Origin of the sequence: Aeromonas sp. Y318-1 (genome assembly GCF_027706125.1) — a bacterium.
In the GTDB taxonomy this organism is placed as follows: domain Bacteria; phylum Pseudomonadota; class Gammaproteobacteria; order Enterobacterales; family Aeromonadaceae; genus Aeromonas; species Aeromonas hydrophila.
In genome coordinates this window covers 122,131-136,117 of record NZ_JAPDCM010000004.1, presented here as the reverse complement: position 1 = coordinate 136,117, position 13,987 = coordinate 122,131, and the positions used below count along the sequence as shown (strand labels likewise).

Sequence of the window (13,987 nt, the reverse complement as noted above, 5' to 3'; positions counted from 1 at the left end):
GTCGAGGCCGGCTGTCAGGCACTTAGTTATCAGGACTTTTTATCAGGAATAGGGAAATGACCCAGTCACTGTTTGAACTCGAGCAAAAAACCGATTTCATCCGCCGTCACATCGGGCCGGGTGAGGAAGATCTGCGCGCCCTGCTGGCCGTGGTGGGCGCCGAGAGCCTGGATGATCTGATTGAGCAGACCGTCCCCGCCGCCATTCGCCGGCCGGGTCCGCTCGGCATCGGCGCCTCCATGACCGAGGTGGAAGCGCTGGCCAAGCTCAAGGGCTATGCCGCCCAGAACAAGGTAGCCAAAAGCTACATCGGCATGGGCTATCACGATACCCATGTGCCCCACGTCATCCTGCGCAACGTGCTGGAAAATCCGGGCTGGTATACCGCCTACACCCCGTACCAGCCCGAGCTGGCGCAGGGCCGTCTCGAAGCCCTGCTCAACTTCCAGCAGCTGACCCTGGACTTGACCGGCATGGATCTGGCCAGTGCCTCCCTGCTGGATGAGGCGACCGCCGCCGCCGAGGCGATGGCGCTGGCCAAGCGGATGGCCAAGTCCAAAGCCAATCTCTTCTTCGTGGCCGACGACGTGCACCCGCAGGTGATCGACGTGGTCAAGGAGCGGGCGGTCCACTTCGGTTTTGACGTGGTCGTCGGCCCGGCCGCACAGGCCTGCGCCGAAGAGGTGTTTGGTGCCCTGTTCCAGTACCCCACCACCACAGGGGAGGTGAAAGATCTGCGGGCCCTCATCGCCGCCGTGCAGGCCCAGAAAGGGTTGGCCTGCGTCAGCGCCGACCTGCTCTCCCTGCTGTTGCTCAAATCCCCGGGCGAGCTGGGCGCCGACGTGGTGCTGGGCTCGGCCCAGCGCTTTGGCGTGCCCATGGGCTACGGTGGCCCGCACGCCGCCTTTTTCGCCACTCGCGATGCCTACAAGCGCTCCATGCCGGGCCGCATCATCGGCGTTTCCAAGGATGCCCGCGGCAAGGCCGCGCTGCGCATGGCGATGCAGACCCGCGAGCAGCACATCCGCCGCGAGAAGGCCAACTCCAACATCTGTACCGCTCAGGTGCTGCTGGCCAACATGGCGAGCTTCTACGCCGTCTACCACGGCCCGGTGGGACTGAAAACCATCGCCTCCCGCGTGCACCGTCTGACCACCATTCTGGCGCTCGGTCTCAAGGCCAAGGGCGTGGCCCTCAAGCATGCCAGCTGGTTCGATACCCTGACTGTGCAGACTGCCGACAAGGCCGCACTGATCGCCAAGGCTGAGGGGCTGGGCATCAACCTGCGTGCGGATCTGGACGGCGCGGTGGGCGTGTCGCTCTCCGAAACCACCACCCGTGGCGATGTGGCCGAGCTGTTCGAACTGTTCCTGGGCACAGGCCACGGCCTGGACATCGAGGCCCTCGACCAGGCGGCGCAGGCCCATCACGCCATCCCGCAGGATCTGCTGCGTACCGATGCCGTGCTGACCCACGAGGTGTTCAACAAGTACCACTCCGAGACCGAGATGCTGCGCTACATCCACCGTCTCGAAGCCAAAGATCTGGCCCTCAACTACGCCATGATCTCCTTGGGCTCCTGCACCATGAAGCTCAACGCCACCGCCGAGATGATCCCGGTGACCTGGCCCGAGTTTGGCAAGCTGCACCCGTTCGCCCCGCTGGCTCAGGCCAAGGGCTATCAGCTGCTGCTGGCCGACCTTGAAAACTGGCTGGTGAAGGTGACCGGTTACGATGCGGTCTGCATGCAGCCCAACTCCGGTGCCCAGGGCGAATACGCCGGCCTGCTCGCCATCAAGAAGTACCACGAGTCTCGCGGCGAGGGGCATCGCGACATCTGCCTCATTCCTGCATCCGCTCACGGTACCAACCCGGCTTCCGCCCAGATGGCTGGCCTGCGGGTCATCGTCACCGCCTGTGACAAATCGGGCAACGTGGATCTGGACGACTTGCGCGCCAAGGCCGCCGAGGCTGGGGATCAGCTCTCCTGTCTGATGGTGACCTACCCCTCCACCCACGGGGTGTACGAGGAGACCATCAAGGAGGTGTGCGACATCGTTCATCAGCACGGTGGTCAGGTCTATCTGGACGGCGCCAACATGAACGCCCAGGTGGGCCTCACTGCGCCGGGCTTTATCGGGGCGGACGTGTCCCACCTCAACCTGCACAAGACCTTCGCCATTCCTCACGGCGGTGGCGGCCCGGGCATGGGTCCCATCGGCGTGAAGAAACACCTGGCGCCGTTCGTGGCCGGTCACGCCGTGGTCAAGACCGACAAAGAGAGCCGCAACAACGGCGCCGTGTCGGCGGCACCGTTCGGCTCGGCCAGCATCCTGCCCATCAGCTGGATGTACATCGCCATGCTGGGGGACGAGGGGCTGAAGAAATCCACCCAGGTGGCCATCCTCAACGCCAACTACCTGGCCAAGAAGCTGGGTGAATCCTTCCCCGTGCTCTATTCCGGCCGCAACGGTCGGGTGGCTCACGAGTGCATCCTGGATATCCGCCCGCTCAAAGAAGCCTCTGGCATCAGCGAGATGGACGTGGCCAAGCGTCTGATGGACTACGGCTTCCACGCGCCGACCATGAGTTTCCCGGTAGCGGGCACCCTGATGGTCGAGCCGACCGAGTCGGAATCCAAGCGCGAGCTGGACCGCTTCGTGGAGGCCATGACTGCCATTCGCGCCGAGATTGCCAAGGTGCAGGACGGGCAGTGGAGTCTCACCGACAACCCGCTGGTCCATGCGCCGCACACCCAGGATGACGTGATGGACGTTGAGTGGTCCCGTGGCTACAGCCGCGCCGAGGCGGTGTTCCCGTCGGACGCCGTGCGTGCCGCCAAGCTGTGGCCGTCGGTCAACCGCATCGACGACGTCTACGGCGATCGCAACTTGTTCTGCTCCTGCATGCCGACCGAGGATTACGCCAAGTAAGGGCAGAGTCGCTTCGACTCGAACAGAGAGACCAAGGGCCTTGCATGTGCAAGGCCCTTTTTATTGGCGGGGACGATGGCGCTGAAATAGCGTGGAGGTTTTGTTATTTCAATGTTTCTTGTATAGTTGAAATTATGCAGAGATAGACGGAGGTTTGCATGAACAAAGCGATCGCTACCAAGGTGTTTGAGTCCCTCGCATCCGGCATTCGTCTCGATGTGTGGCGCCTGCTGGTCAAGTCGGGTCTGGAAGGCATGGTGGCCGGCCAGCTTGCCAGCGAGCTCGACATAGCCCCGAATACCCTCTCGTTTCACCTCAAGGCCATGTTGCACGCGGGCCTGCTCTCGGTGGAGCAGGAGGGGCGTTTCTTGCGCTATCGCGCCAATATCCCCCTGATGCTGGATCTTATCGGTTACCTCACCGAGGAGTGCTGCGCCGGTCATCCAGAGGCCTGCGGGGTGGGAGGTGTCGAGTCCCTCTGTGCGCCTGCCTGTTGTGATAAAGAGTAAGGGCACTGTCTGCCCGCCATTCGTTACCCTTCTGGGAGTCTTTTCATGAGTACCAATGCCTGCTGCGATCTGCCCGTCAGCAAAAAAATGCGTTTTCTAGACCGCAATCTGACCCTCTGGATCTTCGTCGCCATGGGCATCGGGGTTGGGATTGGCTATCTGTTCCCTCAAGTTGCCCAGTGGAACGAGGCGATGTCGGTCGGGACTACCAATATACCTTTGGCCATTGGCCTTATCCTGATGATGTACCCGCCGCTGGCCAAGGTGAACTACGCCACCATGGGGGCCATGACCCGGGATCGCCGCGCCATCACCCTCTCGCTGGTGATGAACTGGCTGGTGGGCCCCATCTTGATGTTCGTCATCGCGCTGGTGTTTTTGCACGATCAGCCGGGCTATATGGTGGGGCTCATCTTGATCGGTCTGGCGCGCTGCATTGCCATGGTGCTGGTGTGGAACGATCTCGGCGGCGGCAGCAAGGAGTACGGCGCCGGCCTGGTGGCGCTCAACAGCGCGTTCCAGATCCTCACCTACAGCCTGATGGCCTGGTTGTTCATTACCGTGCTGCCACCGCTGTTTGGTTTGCAGGGCTTCGCAGTGGATATCACCATGCTGGATATCGCGCAAAGTGTGCTGATCTATCTGGGCATTCCCTTTCTGGCAGGCTTCCTGAGCCGTCACTATCTGGTCAAGGCGAAAGGGGAGAAGTGGTACACCGAGCGTTTTATTCCGGCAATTTCCCCCATCACGCTTATCGCGCTGCTGCTCACTATCGTGCTGATGTTCAGCCTCAAGGGGGAGATGATCGTCGAACTGCCCATGGATGTGCTGCGGGTCGCTGTACCCCTGGTGGTCTACTTCGTGCTGATGTTCTTCACCAGCTTCCTGGTTGGCAAGAAACTGGGCATCCCCTATGACAAGAACGCCTCCATCGCCTTTACCGCCACCGGCAACAACTTCGAGCTGGCCATCGCCGTCGCCATCGCGGTGTTCGGGCTGAGCTCGGATCAGGCCTTTGCCGGGGTGATCGGCCCGCTGGTGGAAGTTCCCGTTCTGATCGCCCTGGTCAATGTCGCCCTGCGCATGAAGCGCTCTTATACCAACCCAGAGAACCCATCATGAATGACGCCCACATCACCATCTACCACAACCCGGCCTGCGGCACCTCCCGCAATACGCTGGCGCTTATCCGCAACTCAGGCGTTGAGCCGACCGTCATCCACTATCTGGAGACACCGCCCAGTCGCGATACCCTGCTGGCCTTGATTGCCGCCATGGGGATGCCGGTTCGCGACCTGCTGCGCCAGAACGTGCCCCCCTATGAGGCGTTGGGACTGGCCGAGAACAAGTTCAGCGACGATGAACTGGTCGATGCCATGCTGGCGCATCCTATTCTGATCAACCGTCCCATCGTGGTGACACCGCTTGGCACCAAGCTGTGCCGCCCGTCAGAAGTGGTGCTGGATATTCTGCCGTCCCCTCAGCAAGGAGCCTTCAGCAAGGAAGATGGAGAGCAGGTGGTGGATGCACAAGGCCGGCCCATCGGCTGACCCGGCGCTCAGGTGCGTGGCGATGATGTTGGATCGCCATGACGGGGTGGTTGCCTTGCCGGTTGCGTTCGGGGCAGGATGAGGGGCGGGGCGATTGACTCGGCCCTGATCCCGCACAGATCCAGCACAAGGAGTGGCAATGGACAGTACCCAGCGATTCTCGACCCGGGTCGAGGCCTATGTGAAATATCGGCCAAGTTATCCTGCCGCCATGCTCGATTTTCTGGCCAGCGCGTTGGCCATGGGGCCGGCTGCCCGGGTGGCCGATATCGGGGCCGGCACCGGCATCCTGACCGCGCTGCTGGCCCCCCGGGTGGCGCAAGTCTGGGCGGTCGAGCCAAATGCGGAGATGCGCGGGGCGGCCCGGCACCAGCTGCAGGCAGTGACCAATATCGAGTGGCAGGATGGCAGTGCCGAAGCCACCGGTCTGGCGGACGGGTCGGTGGATCTGGTGACGGTGGCGCAAGCGTTTCATTGGTTTGATCGCGCCGCCTTCAAGCAGGAGTGCCGGCGGCTGCTCAGACCCGGTGGCCGGGTTGCCCTCATCTGGAACGACCGGCTGACCGACACCCTATTTCTCAAGGCTTATGAGGCGGGGCTGCGTACCTATTCGGGGGATTACGAGGAGGTCAATCATCGCAATCTGGGCGAAGGGGACTTTCAGACCTTCTTCGAGGGGGAGTACCGGCTCGATCGTTTCGCCAACCGCCAGCTGTTCGATCTTGACGGAGTGCTGGGGCGGCTCAACTCCTCTTCCTATGCTCCGGTGGCCGGTTCGCAAGCCCATGTCGCGCTGACGGCGCTGATTGCCCGGGAATTTGCCCGCCATGCGGTCGATGGCGTGATTGCCTTCAACTACGACACCCTGCTCTACAGCGGCCGGGTGTAGCAGTCGGGGGTAGCAAGGAGCCCAGATAAACAGCGGGCCCTTGCCACCGGTGGCGAGGGCCCGCAAGGGCATGGCTGATCCTGTTCGCAACGATGGGCTGTGGTGCCTGCGCTAACTCTTGTTCAACCCCAGCATGGCCATCGCCTTGGCCAGAGTATCGACGGACTCCTGATGCTTGCCTGCCTTGTGCAGGACTTCCCCCTCGGCTCGCAGCTTCTTCACCTCGGCCAGTTTGTCGGCGCTGAGGGCGGGTTTGGCGGCGAGGGCATCATCGATCTTCTTCATGTCGGCGGGGCAGTGAAAGGCGAGGGCGCTGCCGGTAAAGAGCAGGCTTGCCAAAAGCAGGGCTGGTTTCATGTCGGCTGTCTCCACTGTGATGACCATGATGGGACGCTCCATCATGGGATACCCAGCAAGCATAGCCCGCGGTCCGCGCTCTGGCGGGGCGCTCGGGTTGAAGTGGGCGGGAAGCTGACGGTACCATGGTTGTTTTGCTCACGATTGAGCCAATCAGGGAGACCCCATGATACTCGCAAGGTTCCTCTCACCCCTGACCAGTCTGGTGATCTTCATTCTGGGCCACGGCATGTTCAACACCCTGCTGACGGTGCGCCTGTCTGCCGAGCAGGTATCGGCCCAGGCCATCGGCCTGGTATCGGCCGCCTACTTCGGCGGTCTGGTGCTGGGGGCCTTCGTCAATGCCCGCCTCATCATCCGGGTGGGCCACATCCGGGCCTATGCGGCTTATGCCTCCCTGCTCTGCTTTCTGTTTCTGCTGCACGGCATGGTGGTGGAGCCGCTGAGCTGGGCGGCGCTGCGGCTGGTGGGGGGCTTTGCCACCGGCGGCCTGTTCGTGGTGCTGGAGTCCTGGATGCTGGTCTCCAGCACGCCGGCCAACCGGGGCCGGCTGATGTCCCTCTACATGATCCTGCTCTACGGCTCCCTGGCCATGGGGCAGTTGCTGCTCAAGTGGGTGGATCCCATGGTGCTGACCCCGTTTGCCCTGTGCGCCATGGCGGCGACCCTGTCGGTGATCCCGCTGGCGGTTTCCCGGGTGGCGACCCCGGCCATGGTGGCACCCCAGCCGGTCGGTGTGCTGGAGCTGGTGCGGCTCACCCCGGCGGGGATGGGCAGCAGCTTTACCTCCGGCCTGATCCTCGGGGCCATCTACGGCCTGCTGCCGCTCTATTTTACCGACAGCGGTTCGTCGCTCTCCAAGGTGGCGGACATGATGGCGCTGGTGATCCTGGGGGGCATGTGCCTGCAGTACCCCATCGGTCGTCTCTCCGATCGCTACGACAGGCGGCTGGTGATCCTGCTGCTTGGCGCCGTGCTGGCGCTGCTGGCCCTGTTGATGGTGCTGCTGCCCGCCGGCTGGCGCGAGCCGCTGATGGGGGGCCTGGTGTTCCTGCTGGGCGGCATGGCGTTCTCCATCTACCCCTTGAGCCTGAGCCACGCCTGCGACGAGCTGCGCCCAGATCAGGTGCTGGGCGCCAATCAGGGGTTGCTGCTCGCCTACAGCCTGGGGGCCATGACCGGGCCGCTGCTGGCGCCTTTTGTCATGGCGCAGTTCGGGTCAGAGGGGCTGTTCGGCTACTTCGCCCTCTGTGGCCTGCTGCTGACAGGATATCTTGGCTGGCGCAAGCGGCAGCGGGCCCCCATTCCGCTGGCCGATCATCAGGTGTTCATCCCGGTGCCGCCCAATACCCCCATGACGGCGGAACTGGAGCCGAGAACGGATCTGGCGGGGGAGGCGGTACCCGCCAGCTATGCCACCCCCGGATCGGATGAGGGTCAGCAGTCAAAAGCAGGTTGAGTCGCGGGTACGTAGCAACAAAAAAAGCCGACTCACTGAGTCGGCTTTTTGTCCATCTGGTCGCTATCAGGCGGTGACGGCGTCAGCTTTGGTCGCTTCCGGCGCCGGATTGCGAATGAGGTAGTCAAACGCTCCCAGTGCGGCGGTCGCCCCGGCGCCCATGGAGATGATGATCTGCTTGAACGGCACCGTGGTGGCGTCCCCTGCGGCGTAGACGCCGGGCAGGGAGGTGGCGCCCTTGGTGTCGATCTCGATCTCGCCAAAGCGGGTCAGGGCCACGTCGCTCCCTTTCAGGAACTCGGTGTTCGGCACCAGACCGATCTGCACGAAGATGCCGGCCACCGCCAGATGCTTGATCTCGCCGGTGGTGCGATCTTCGTAATCCATGCCCACCACCTTGTTGCCATCACCGATCACTTCGGTGGTGCGAGCGCTCATGATGATGTCGATGTTGCCCATGGAGCGGGCCTTCTTCTGCAACACCTCATCGGCACGCAGGGTGTCGGCGAACTCCACCACGGTGACGTGTTCGACGATACCGGCCAAGTCGATGGCTGCCTCGATGCCGGAGTTGCCGCCCCCGATCACCGCGACCCGCTTGCCCTTGAAGAAGGGGCCATCACAGTGCGGGCAGTAGGCCACGCCCTTGGTGCGGTACTCGAGCTCGCCCGGCACGTTCAGGTCGCGCCAGCGGGCACCGGTCGCCAGGATCACGGCGCGGCTCTTCAAGGTGGCGCCAGAGGCGAGATCCACGTTGACGTAGCCATCCTTGCTGATGGCGGCGGCGCGCTGCTCGGTGATCACTTCCACGCCGTACTGCTTGACGTGCTGCTCCAGGCTCGCGGCCAGCTTGGGGCCTTCGGTGTAGGGCACGGAGATGAAGTTCTCGATACCGACGGTGTCCATCACCTGGCCACCGAAACGCTCGGCGACGATGGCGGTGCGAATGCCTTTGCGAGCAGCATAGATGGCGGCGGCGGCGCCAGCCGGGCCACCACCGACGACCAGTACGTCGTAAGGCGCTTTTGCGCTCAGCTCTTCAGCTTTGCGTTCGGCGGCGCCGGTGTCGAGCTTGGCGACGATCTCTTCGAGCGAAATGCGGCCCTGGCTGAACGGCTGACCGTTCAGGTAGACGTTCGGTACCGCCATGATCTGACGCTCGTTGACCTCGTCCTGGAACAGGGCTCCGTCGATCATGGTGTGGGTGATGCCGGGGTTCAGGGTCGCCATCAGGTTCAGCGCCTGCACCACGTCCGGGCAGTTGTGGCAGGAGAGCGAAATGTAAGTCTCGAAGTGGAACTCGCCCTTGAGGTTGCGGATCTGCTCCTGCACGGCCGCATCGGCCTTGGAGGGGTGACCGCCGCTTTGCAGCAGGGCAAGCACCAGGGAGGTAAATTCATGACCCATGGGGATGCCGGCAAAATGAACGCGCGGGGCCTGGCCCTTCGGTGCGACGCTCATGGAAGGCTTGCGGACGGCAGTGCCATCAGTCATGGCAATCTTGGGGGACATCTCGCTGATCTCTGTGGCCAATGCCAGCAGTTCGGCGGATTTGTCGCTGTCGTTGCCGGACACGCTGATCTCGATGGGATTGACGATGTACTGCAGATAGGTGTTCAGCTGTTGTTTGAGGTTGGTATCCAACATCTTCGAATTCCTTCTTTTGATTGCGGGTCGGCGTTTTGTCAGGCCAGAAAGCAGACCGGCCCTTGAGTGGGCCGGTCTTCAGAGCGGGGAGGCTTAGATTTTGCCTACCAGATCCAGGGACGGGGCCAGGGTGGCGTCGCCTTCTTTCCACTTGGCCGGGCACACTTCACCCGGGTGAGCGGCAACGTACTGGGCAGCCTTGACCTTGCGCAGCAGTTCCAGTGCGTCACGGCCGATACCGCCGGCGTTGATTTCAACGATCTGGATGATGCCTTGCGGGTCGATGACGAAGGTGCCGCGGTCAGCCAGACCGGCTTCTTCGATCATCACGCCGAAGTTGCGGGTGATGGTGCCGGTCGGGTCGCCGATCATCGGGTACTGGATCTTCTGGATGGTGTCAGAAGTGTCGTGCCAGGCCTTGTGGGTGAAGTGGGTGTCGGTGGAGACGGAGTAGATCTCGACGCCCAGCTTCTGGAATTCGGCGTAGTTGTCGGCCAGGTCACCCAGCTCGGTCGGGCAGACGAAGGTGAAGTCAGCCGGGTAGAAGAACACCACGGACCACTTGCCTTTCAGGTCAGCGTCAGACACCTGAACGAATTTGCCATTGTGGTAGGCGGTGGCGTTGAACGGCTTGATTTCAGTGTTGATGTAGGTAGACATGTATTTGCTCCTTGGTGATGTACATATGCCCGTCTGGGTTTGAAGAGTCGTGCCGGACGAGGCGTTTAACTTTCGATGGATTCATCATAGGGACTTTTCCTAATCGATCAAAGCCGCAATTTTGAATCACTTAAATCTACTTATTAGATAAACCATAGCTGCTGTACCTAACATGAATATCGCCGGCATGCCGGGATAACTCCTTGTCGAGATTCAACATCTGTGCGCGGCTTCGGCTTTTCAAGGGGGCGGGTGGCAGTCTGCCAACCGCAGAGAGGGCTGCCTTGCGACGCACAGGCGCCGGCACGCACGGGGACGAGGGGGAGGGGAAACGCGCAGATAAAAAAATCCCGGCGTCGTCGCAAGGACAAGGCCGGGTCATCAAACAAGGAATGGCTATATAAACAAAAGCTTTACAGCAAAGACTAACTACGGGGTGTGCAAACTTGCAGACATATGAGAGGAAGAGGACGGGTGCACAATCCCTCGTCTTCCGCTCGGCAACTATTGCATGACGGTCATGATAGTGTGATGCAGATCACAAAGCAAGGTTGTGGTGTAATTTTTCAATCAAAATGAAAGGGTTTCAGCTTTATTGCCGATCAAGTACGCTGAAAACGCTTTTATTGTAATTTTATTACATGAAATTGAGATCAAAAGTCGCCAGGCGGCTCCTGCTCCTCCATCAGTTCCAGCAGGTTGATGGCGACGGCAATGAAGTCCGACTCGGTGACGATGCCGATCAACTTGCGTCCTTTGAGTACCGGAAGGCAGCCGTATCTGTGTCGTTGCAGGTAGAGCGCCGCCTCCTTGATGCCGGCGTGGGGATCCACGCTCGCCACCTGGCGGGTCATGATCTCGTCGAGCTGCACGCTGTCGGTGAACTCCGCCTCCCGCTCCGGATTGATCAGCAGCAGTTTGGACTCGCGGGTGGCCAGGATGTCGGAGAGGGTGACCAGGCCCAGCAGATGATGCTGCTCGTCAACGATGGGGATGTGGCGGATCCGCTCCTGCTGCATCAGATCCATCGCCTGTTTGACGCTGTTTTCCGGACCCAGGGTGAAGGGGTGTTCAGTCATGATCTCGGATAGGGTCATCATGGTGGGCCTCCTTGTGTATCTGCTTTCACCCTAGCCCAGCCCCCCTCGGCAAAACATGATCAGGGTCAATACAAAACCTTAAAGGTTTTTTAACTGGCCCTGCTTCACATAATTGCTCGCTATCCCTTGTCTCCCTTGGGTTTTTGGTCTTTTGGGTTGCCTTGGAAGAAGGGGATAACTAGACTAGCCGCCGATTCCCCCCGAGGTGAAAGATGCAAGTATCCGATTTTCATTTTGATCTGCCAGACGAGCTGATTGCCCGCTATCCCATGACGGAACGTACCGCCAGTCGTCTGTTGCAGCTCGATGGTCAAACTGGCGCACTGCGCCACGGTCAATTTGTGGATGTGCTGGACCAGCTCAACCCCGGCGATCTGCTGGTGTTCAACAACACCCGTGTCATTCCGGCGCGCATGTTTGGCCAGAAGGCCAGCGGCGGCAAGCTGGAGGTGCTGGTGGAGCGGATGCTGGACGAACACAGCGTGCTGGCTCATGTGCGCTCTTCCAAATCGCCCAAGCCCGGTACCCGGCTCATTCTGGATGGCGGGGCCGACGGCGAGAAAGTTGAAGCCGAGATGCGTGCCCGTCACGATGCCCTGTTCGAGATCCACTTCCTCGACCCCCGCCCCGTGCTGGAGATCCTGGAAGCCATCGGCCACATGCCGCTGCCCCCTTACATCGACCGTCCCGACGAGGATGCCGACAAGGAGCGCTACCAGACCGTCTACAACCAGAAGCCGGGTGCCGTGGCGGCGCCGACTGCTGGCCTGCATTTCGACGAGCCGCTGCTCGAGAAGATCCGTGCCAAGGGGGTGGAAACGGCGTTCGTCACCCTGCACGTCGGGGCGGGCACCTTCCAGCCGGTGCGGGTGGACAAGATTGAAGATCACCACATGCACTCCGAGTATGCGGAAGTGCCGCAAGAGGTGGTGGATGCCATCGCGGCCACCCGTGCTCGTGGTGGTCGGGTGATTGCGGTGGGGACCACCTCGGTGCGTTCGCTGGAGAGCGCGGCCAAGGTCACACTGGCGCAGGGCAAACCGCTGGCGCCCTTCTTTAGTGACACCGATATCTTCATCTTCCCTGGCTACCAGTTCCAGATTGTCGATGCCATGGTCACCAACTTCCATCTGCCGGAGTCGACCCTGATCATGCTGGTCAGTGCCTTTGCCGGTTATGACAACGTGATGGCGGCCTATCAGGCGGCCGTGGCCGAGCAGTACCGTTTCTTCAGCTACGGGGACGCCATGTTCGTCACCCGTCGCCGGGCGCAGGCATAAGCCACGTCCTTTATACCGGGCCCTCGGGCCCCCTACTGTCAGACTGTTTCTCTGACGCAACGAGGTAGCAATGAAATTTGAACTGAAAACCACTGACGGCCGTGCCCGTCGCGGCCAGCTGGTATTCGAGCGTGGCACCGTGCAGACCCCGGCCTTTATGCCGGTCGGCACCTACGGCACCGTCAAGGGGATGACCCCGGAAGAGGTGCGTGAGACTGGCGCTCAGATCCTGCTCGGCAACACCTTCCACCTCTGGCTGCGGCCGGGGCAGGAAGTGATGCGCGCCCACGGCGATCTGCATGACTTCATGAACTGGCAGGGCCCGATCCTGACCGACTCCGGCGGTTTCCAGGTGTTCAGCCTGGGGCACATCCGCAAGATCACCGAAGCGGGCGTGCACTTCCGTCACCCCATCAATGGCGAGAAGATCTTCCTCGACCCCGAGAAATCCATGGAGATCCAGTACGATCTGGGCTCCGACATCGTGATGATCTTCGATGAGTGTACGCCGTACCCGGCCACTTACGAAGAGGCGCGCAAGTCGATGGAGATGTCCCTGCGCTGGGGCAAGCGTTCGCGCGACAAGTTCGATGCGCTCGGCAACAAGAATGCCCTGTTCGGCATCATCCAGGGTTCCGTGTACGAAGATCTGCGGGATGTGTCGCTGGAAGGCCTCTTGGAGATCGGCTTCGACGGCTACGCGGTCGGTGGTCTGGCGGTGGGTGAGCCGAAAGAGGACATGCATCGCATCCTAGAACACGTCTGCCCGAAAATCCCGGCTGACAAGCCGCGCTACCTGATGGGCGTGGGCAAGCCGGAAGATCTGGTGGAAGGGGTGCGCCGCGGTATCGACATGTTCGACTGTGTGATGCCGACCCGCAACGCCCGCAACGGCCACCTGTTCACCACCGACGGGGTGGTCAAGATCCGCAATGCCAAGTATCGCGAGGACACCAGCACCCTGGATGCCGACTGCGATTGCTACACCTGCAAGAACTACACCCGCAGTTATTTGTACCATCTGGACAAGTGCAACGAGATCCTCGGTGCCCGTCTGAACACCATCCACAACCTGCGTTATTACCAGCGTGTGATGCAGGGTTTGCGGGACGCGATCGAGCAGGGTAAATTAGACGACTTTGTAACTGAGTTTTACCGTCGGCAAGGGAAGCCCGTGCCTCCGTTAGCTGAAAATGACGTGAAATAACAACGATATATAAGCTAGTTTTCAAATCTACATCAATAAGAGGTTGTTAAATGAGCATTATCTCCAAGGCGTATGCAGAAGGCGCAGTTCCGGGTGCACAGGGTGGTGGCATGGAAATGATCATCATGCTGGCCGTATTCGGCCTCATCTTCTACTTCATGATCTATCGCCCCCAGGCCAAGCGCGCCAAAGATCACCGCAACCTGATGAGCTCCCTCTCCAAGGGTGACGAAGTACTCACTTCCGGTGGCCTGGTTGGCAAGATCGCCAAAGTATCCGCCGACAGCGAATACCTCGTGCTGGCCCTGAACGATCAGACCCAGGTCACCATCAAACGTGACTTCGTCTCTGCCGTTCTGCCCAAGGGTTCTATCCAGTCCCTCTAATCTCCCGAGG

Annotated in this window: 13 protein-coding genes; 9 read left to right on the top strand and 4 right to left on the bottom strand. The window is 61.1% G+C overall.

The window, feature by feature from the left end; all coding sequences use genetic code 11:
* The first annotated feature begins 56 nt into the window (after positions 1-56).
* The 5 genes from gcvP to OKB87_RS07595 all read left to right on the top strand — a co-directional run bounded on the left by gcvP (position 57) and on the right by OKB87_RS07595 (position 5,881).
* Entirely contained in the window at positions 57-2,933 is a 2,877-nt protein-coding gene (gcvP, locus tag OKB87_RS07615) for an aminomethyl-transferring glycine dehydrogenase (RefSeq protein ID WP_270827017.1), read from the top strand.
* 158 nt (positions 2,934-3,091) lie between these two features.
* Entirely contained in the window at positions 3,092-3,442 is a 351-nt protein-coding gene (locus tag OKB87_RS07610; protein WP_041216337.1) for an ArsR/SmtB family transcription factor, read from the top strand.
* 45 nt (positions 3,443-3,487) lie between these two features.
* Entirely contained in the window at positions 3,488-4,564 is a 1,077-nt protein-coding gene (arsB, locus tag OKB87_RS07605; RefSeq protein ID WP_168755508.1) for an ACR3 family arsenite efflux transporter, read from the top strand.
* A complete protein-coding gene (gene arsC / locus OKB87_RS07600) occupies positions 4,561-4,992 on the top strand; it encodes a glutaredoxin-dependent arsenate reductase (RefSeq protein WP_270827015.1) in 432 nt (143 codons plus the stop codon). Before arsB ends, arsC begins: the two co-directional genes overlap by 4 nt.
* A 139-nt stretch (positions 4,993-5,131) precedes the next feature.
* The gene (locus tag OKB87_RS07595; protein WP_270827012.1) at positions 5,132-5,881 is read left to right on the top strand and encodes a class I SAM-dependent methyltransferase; all 750 of its coding nucleotides are present in this window, start codon (positions 5,132-5,134) and stop codon (positions 5,879-5,881) included.
* 111 nt (positions 5,882-5,992) lie between these two features.
* On the opposite strand, the gene OKB87_RS07590 is transcribed toward OKB87_RS07595, so the two are convergent.
* Positions 5,993-6,238 carry a hypothetical protein gene (locus OKB87_RS07590; RefSeq protein ID WP_029301252.1) on the bottom strand — a complete coding sequence of 82 codons (246 nt, stop codon included), beginning with the start codon at positions 6,236-6,238 and terminating at the stop codon, positions 5,993-5,995.
* 166 nt (positions 6,239-6,404) lie between these two features.
* Between OKB87_RS07590 and OKB87_RS07585 the strand changes: the two genes are divergently transcribed.
* Positions 6,405-7,697 carry an MFS transporter gene (locus tag OKB87_RS07585; protein ID WP_270827011.1) on the top strand — a complete coding sequence of 431 codons (1,293 nt, stop codon included), beginning with the start codon at positions 6,405-6,407 and terminating at the stop codon, positions 7,695-7,697.
* 66 nt (positions 7,698-7,763) lie between these two features.
* Here OKB87_RS07585 and ahpF read toward each other — a convergent pair whose 3' ends face one another.
* From ahpF to OKB87_RS07570, 3 genes are all read right to left on the bottom strand, one after another.
* Positions 7,764-9,344, bottom strand: a complete 1,581-nt coding sequence (ahpF, locus tag OKB87_RS07580) for an alkyl hydroperoxide reductase subunit F (protein WP_270827010.1) — start codon at positions 9,342-9,344, stop codon at positions 7,764-7,766.
* 93 nt (positions 9,345-9,437) lie between these two features.
* The gene (gene ahpC / locus OKB87_RS07575; protein WP_011705621.1) at positions 9,438-10,004 is read right to left on the bottom strand and encodes an alkyl hydroperoxide reductase subunit C; all 567 of its coding nucleotides are present in this window, start codon (positions 10,002-10,004) and stop codon (positions 9,438-9,440) included.
* A gap of 653 nt (positions 10,005-10,657) precedes the next feature.
* Positions 10,658-11,104, bottom strand: coding sequence for a CBS domain-containing protein (locus tag OKB87_RS07570; protein WP_011705622.1), 447 nt, complete (start codon positions 11,102-11,104; stop codon positions 10,658-10,660).
* Positions 11,105-11,316: 212 nt separating this feature from the next.
* Here OKB87_RS07570 and queA point away from each other — a divergent pair, with 212 nt between their 5' ends.
* From queA to yajC, 3 genes are all read left to right on the top strand, one after another.
* Positions 11,317-12,384 carry a tRNA preQ1(34) S-adenosylmethionine ribosyltransferase-isomerase QueA gene (gene queA / locus OKB87_RS07565; RefSeq protein ID WP_270827009.1) on the top strand — a complete coding sequence of 356 codons (1,068 nt, stop codon included), beginning with the start codon at positions 11,317-11,319 and terminating at the stop codon, positions 12,382-12,384.
* A gap of 70 nt (positions 12,385-12,454) precedes the next feature.
* Complete coding sequence (tgt, locus tag OKB87_RS07560; protein WP_016350389.1) at positions 12,455-13,591, top strand: tRNA guanosine(34) transglycosylase Tgt; 1,137 nt, start codon at positions 12,455-12,457, stop codon at positions 13,589-13,591.
* Between the two features lie 50 nt (positions 13,592-13,641).
* Entirely contained in the window at positions 13,642-13,977 is a 336-nt protein-coding gene (gene yajC / locus OKB87_RS07555; protein ID WP_011705624.1) for a preprotein translocase subunit YajC, read from the top strand.
* The last annotated feature ends 10 nt before the right edge of the window (positions 13,978-13,987 follow it).

Bases quoted from the DNA above. Each gene is read 5' to 3' on its own strand.
- tgt (WP_016350389.1), top strand. From the start codon at position 12,455: ATGAAATTTGAACTGAAAACCACTGACGGCCGTGCCCGTCGCGGCCAG.
- ahpF (WP_270827010.1), bottom strand. From the start codon at position 9,344: ATGTTGGATACCAACCTCAAACAACAGCTGAACACCTATCTGCAGTAC.
- OKB87_RS07590 (WP_029301252.1), bottom strand. From the start codon at position 6,238: ATGAAACCAGCCCTGCTTTTGGCAAGCCTGCTCTTTACCGGCAGCGCC.
- gcvP (WP_270827017.1), top strand. From the start codon at position 57: ATGACCCAGTCACTGTTTGAACTCGAGCAAAAAACCGATTTCATCCGC.
- OKB87_RS07595 (WP_270827012.1), top strand. From the start codon at position 5,132: ATGGACAGTACCCAGCGATTCTCGACCCGGGTCGAGGCCTATGTGAAA.
- OKB87_RS07570 (WP_011705622.1), bottom strand. From the start codon at position 11,104: ATGATGACCCTATCCGAGATCATGACTGAACACCCCTTCACCCTGGGT.
- arsB (WP_168755508.1), top strand. From the start codon at position 3,488: ATGAGTACCAATGCCTGCTGCGATCTGCCCGTCAGCAAAAAAATGCGT.
- ahpC (WP_011705621.1), bottom strand. From the start codon at position 10,004: ATGTCTACCTACATCAACACTGAAATCAAGCCGTTCAACGCCACCGCC.
- OKB87_RS07585 (WP_270827011.1), top strand. From the start codon at position 6,405: ATGATACTCGCAAGGTTCCTCTCACCCCTGACCAGTCTGGTGATCTTC.
- queA (WP_270827009.1), top strand. From the start codon at position 11,317: ATGCAAGTATCCGATTTTCATTTTGATCTGCCAGACGAGCTGATTGCC.
- arsC (WP_270827015.1), top strand. From the start codon at position 4,561: ATGAATGACGCCCACATCACCATCTACCACAACCCGGCCTGCGGCACC.
- yajC (WP_011705624.1), top strand. From the start codon at position 13,642: ATGAGCATTATCTCCAAGGCGTATGCAGAAGGCGCAGTTCCGGGTGCA.
- OKB87_RS07610 (WP_041216337.1), top strand. From the start codon at position 3,092: ATGAACAAAGCGATCGCTACCAAGGTGTTTGAGTCCCTCGCATCCGGC.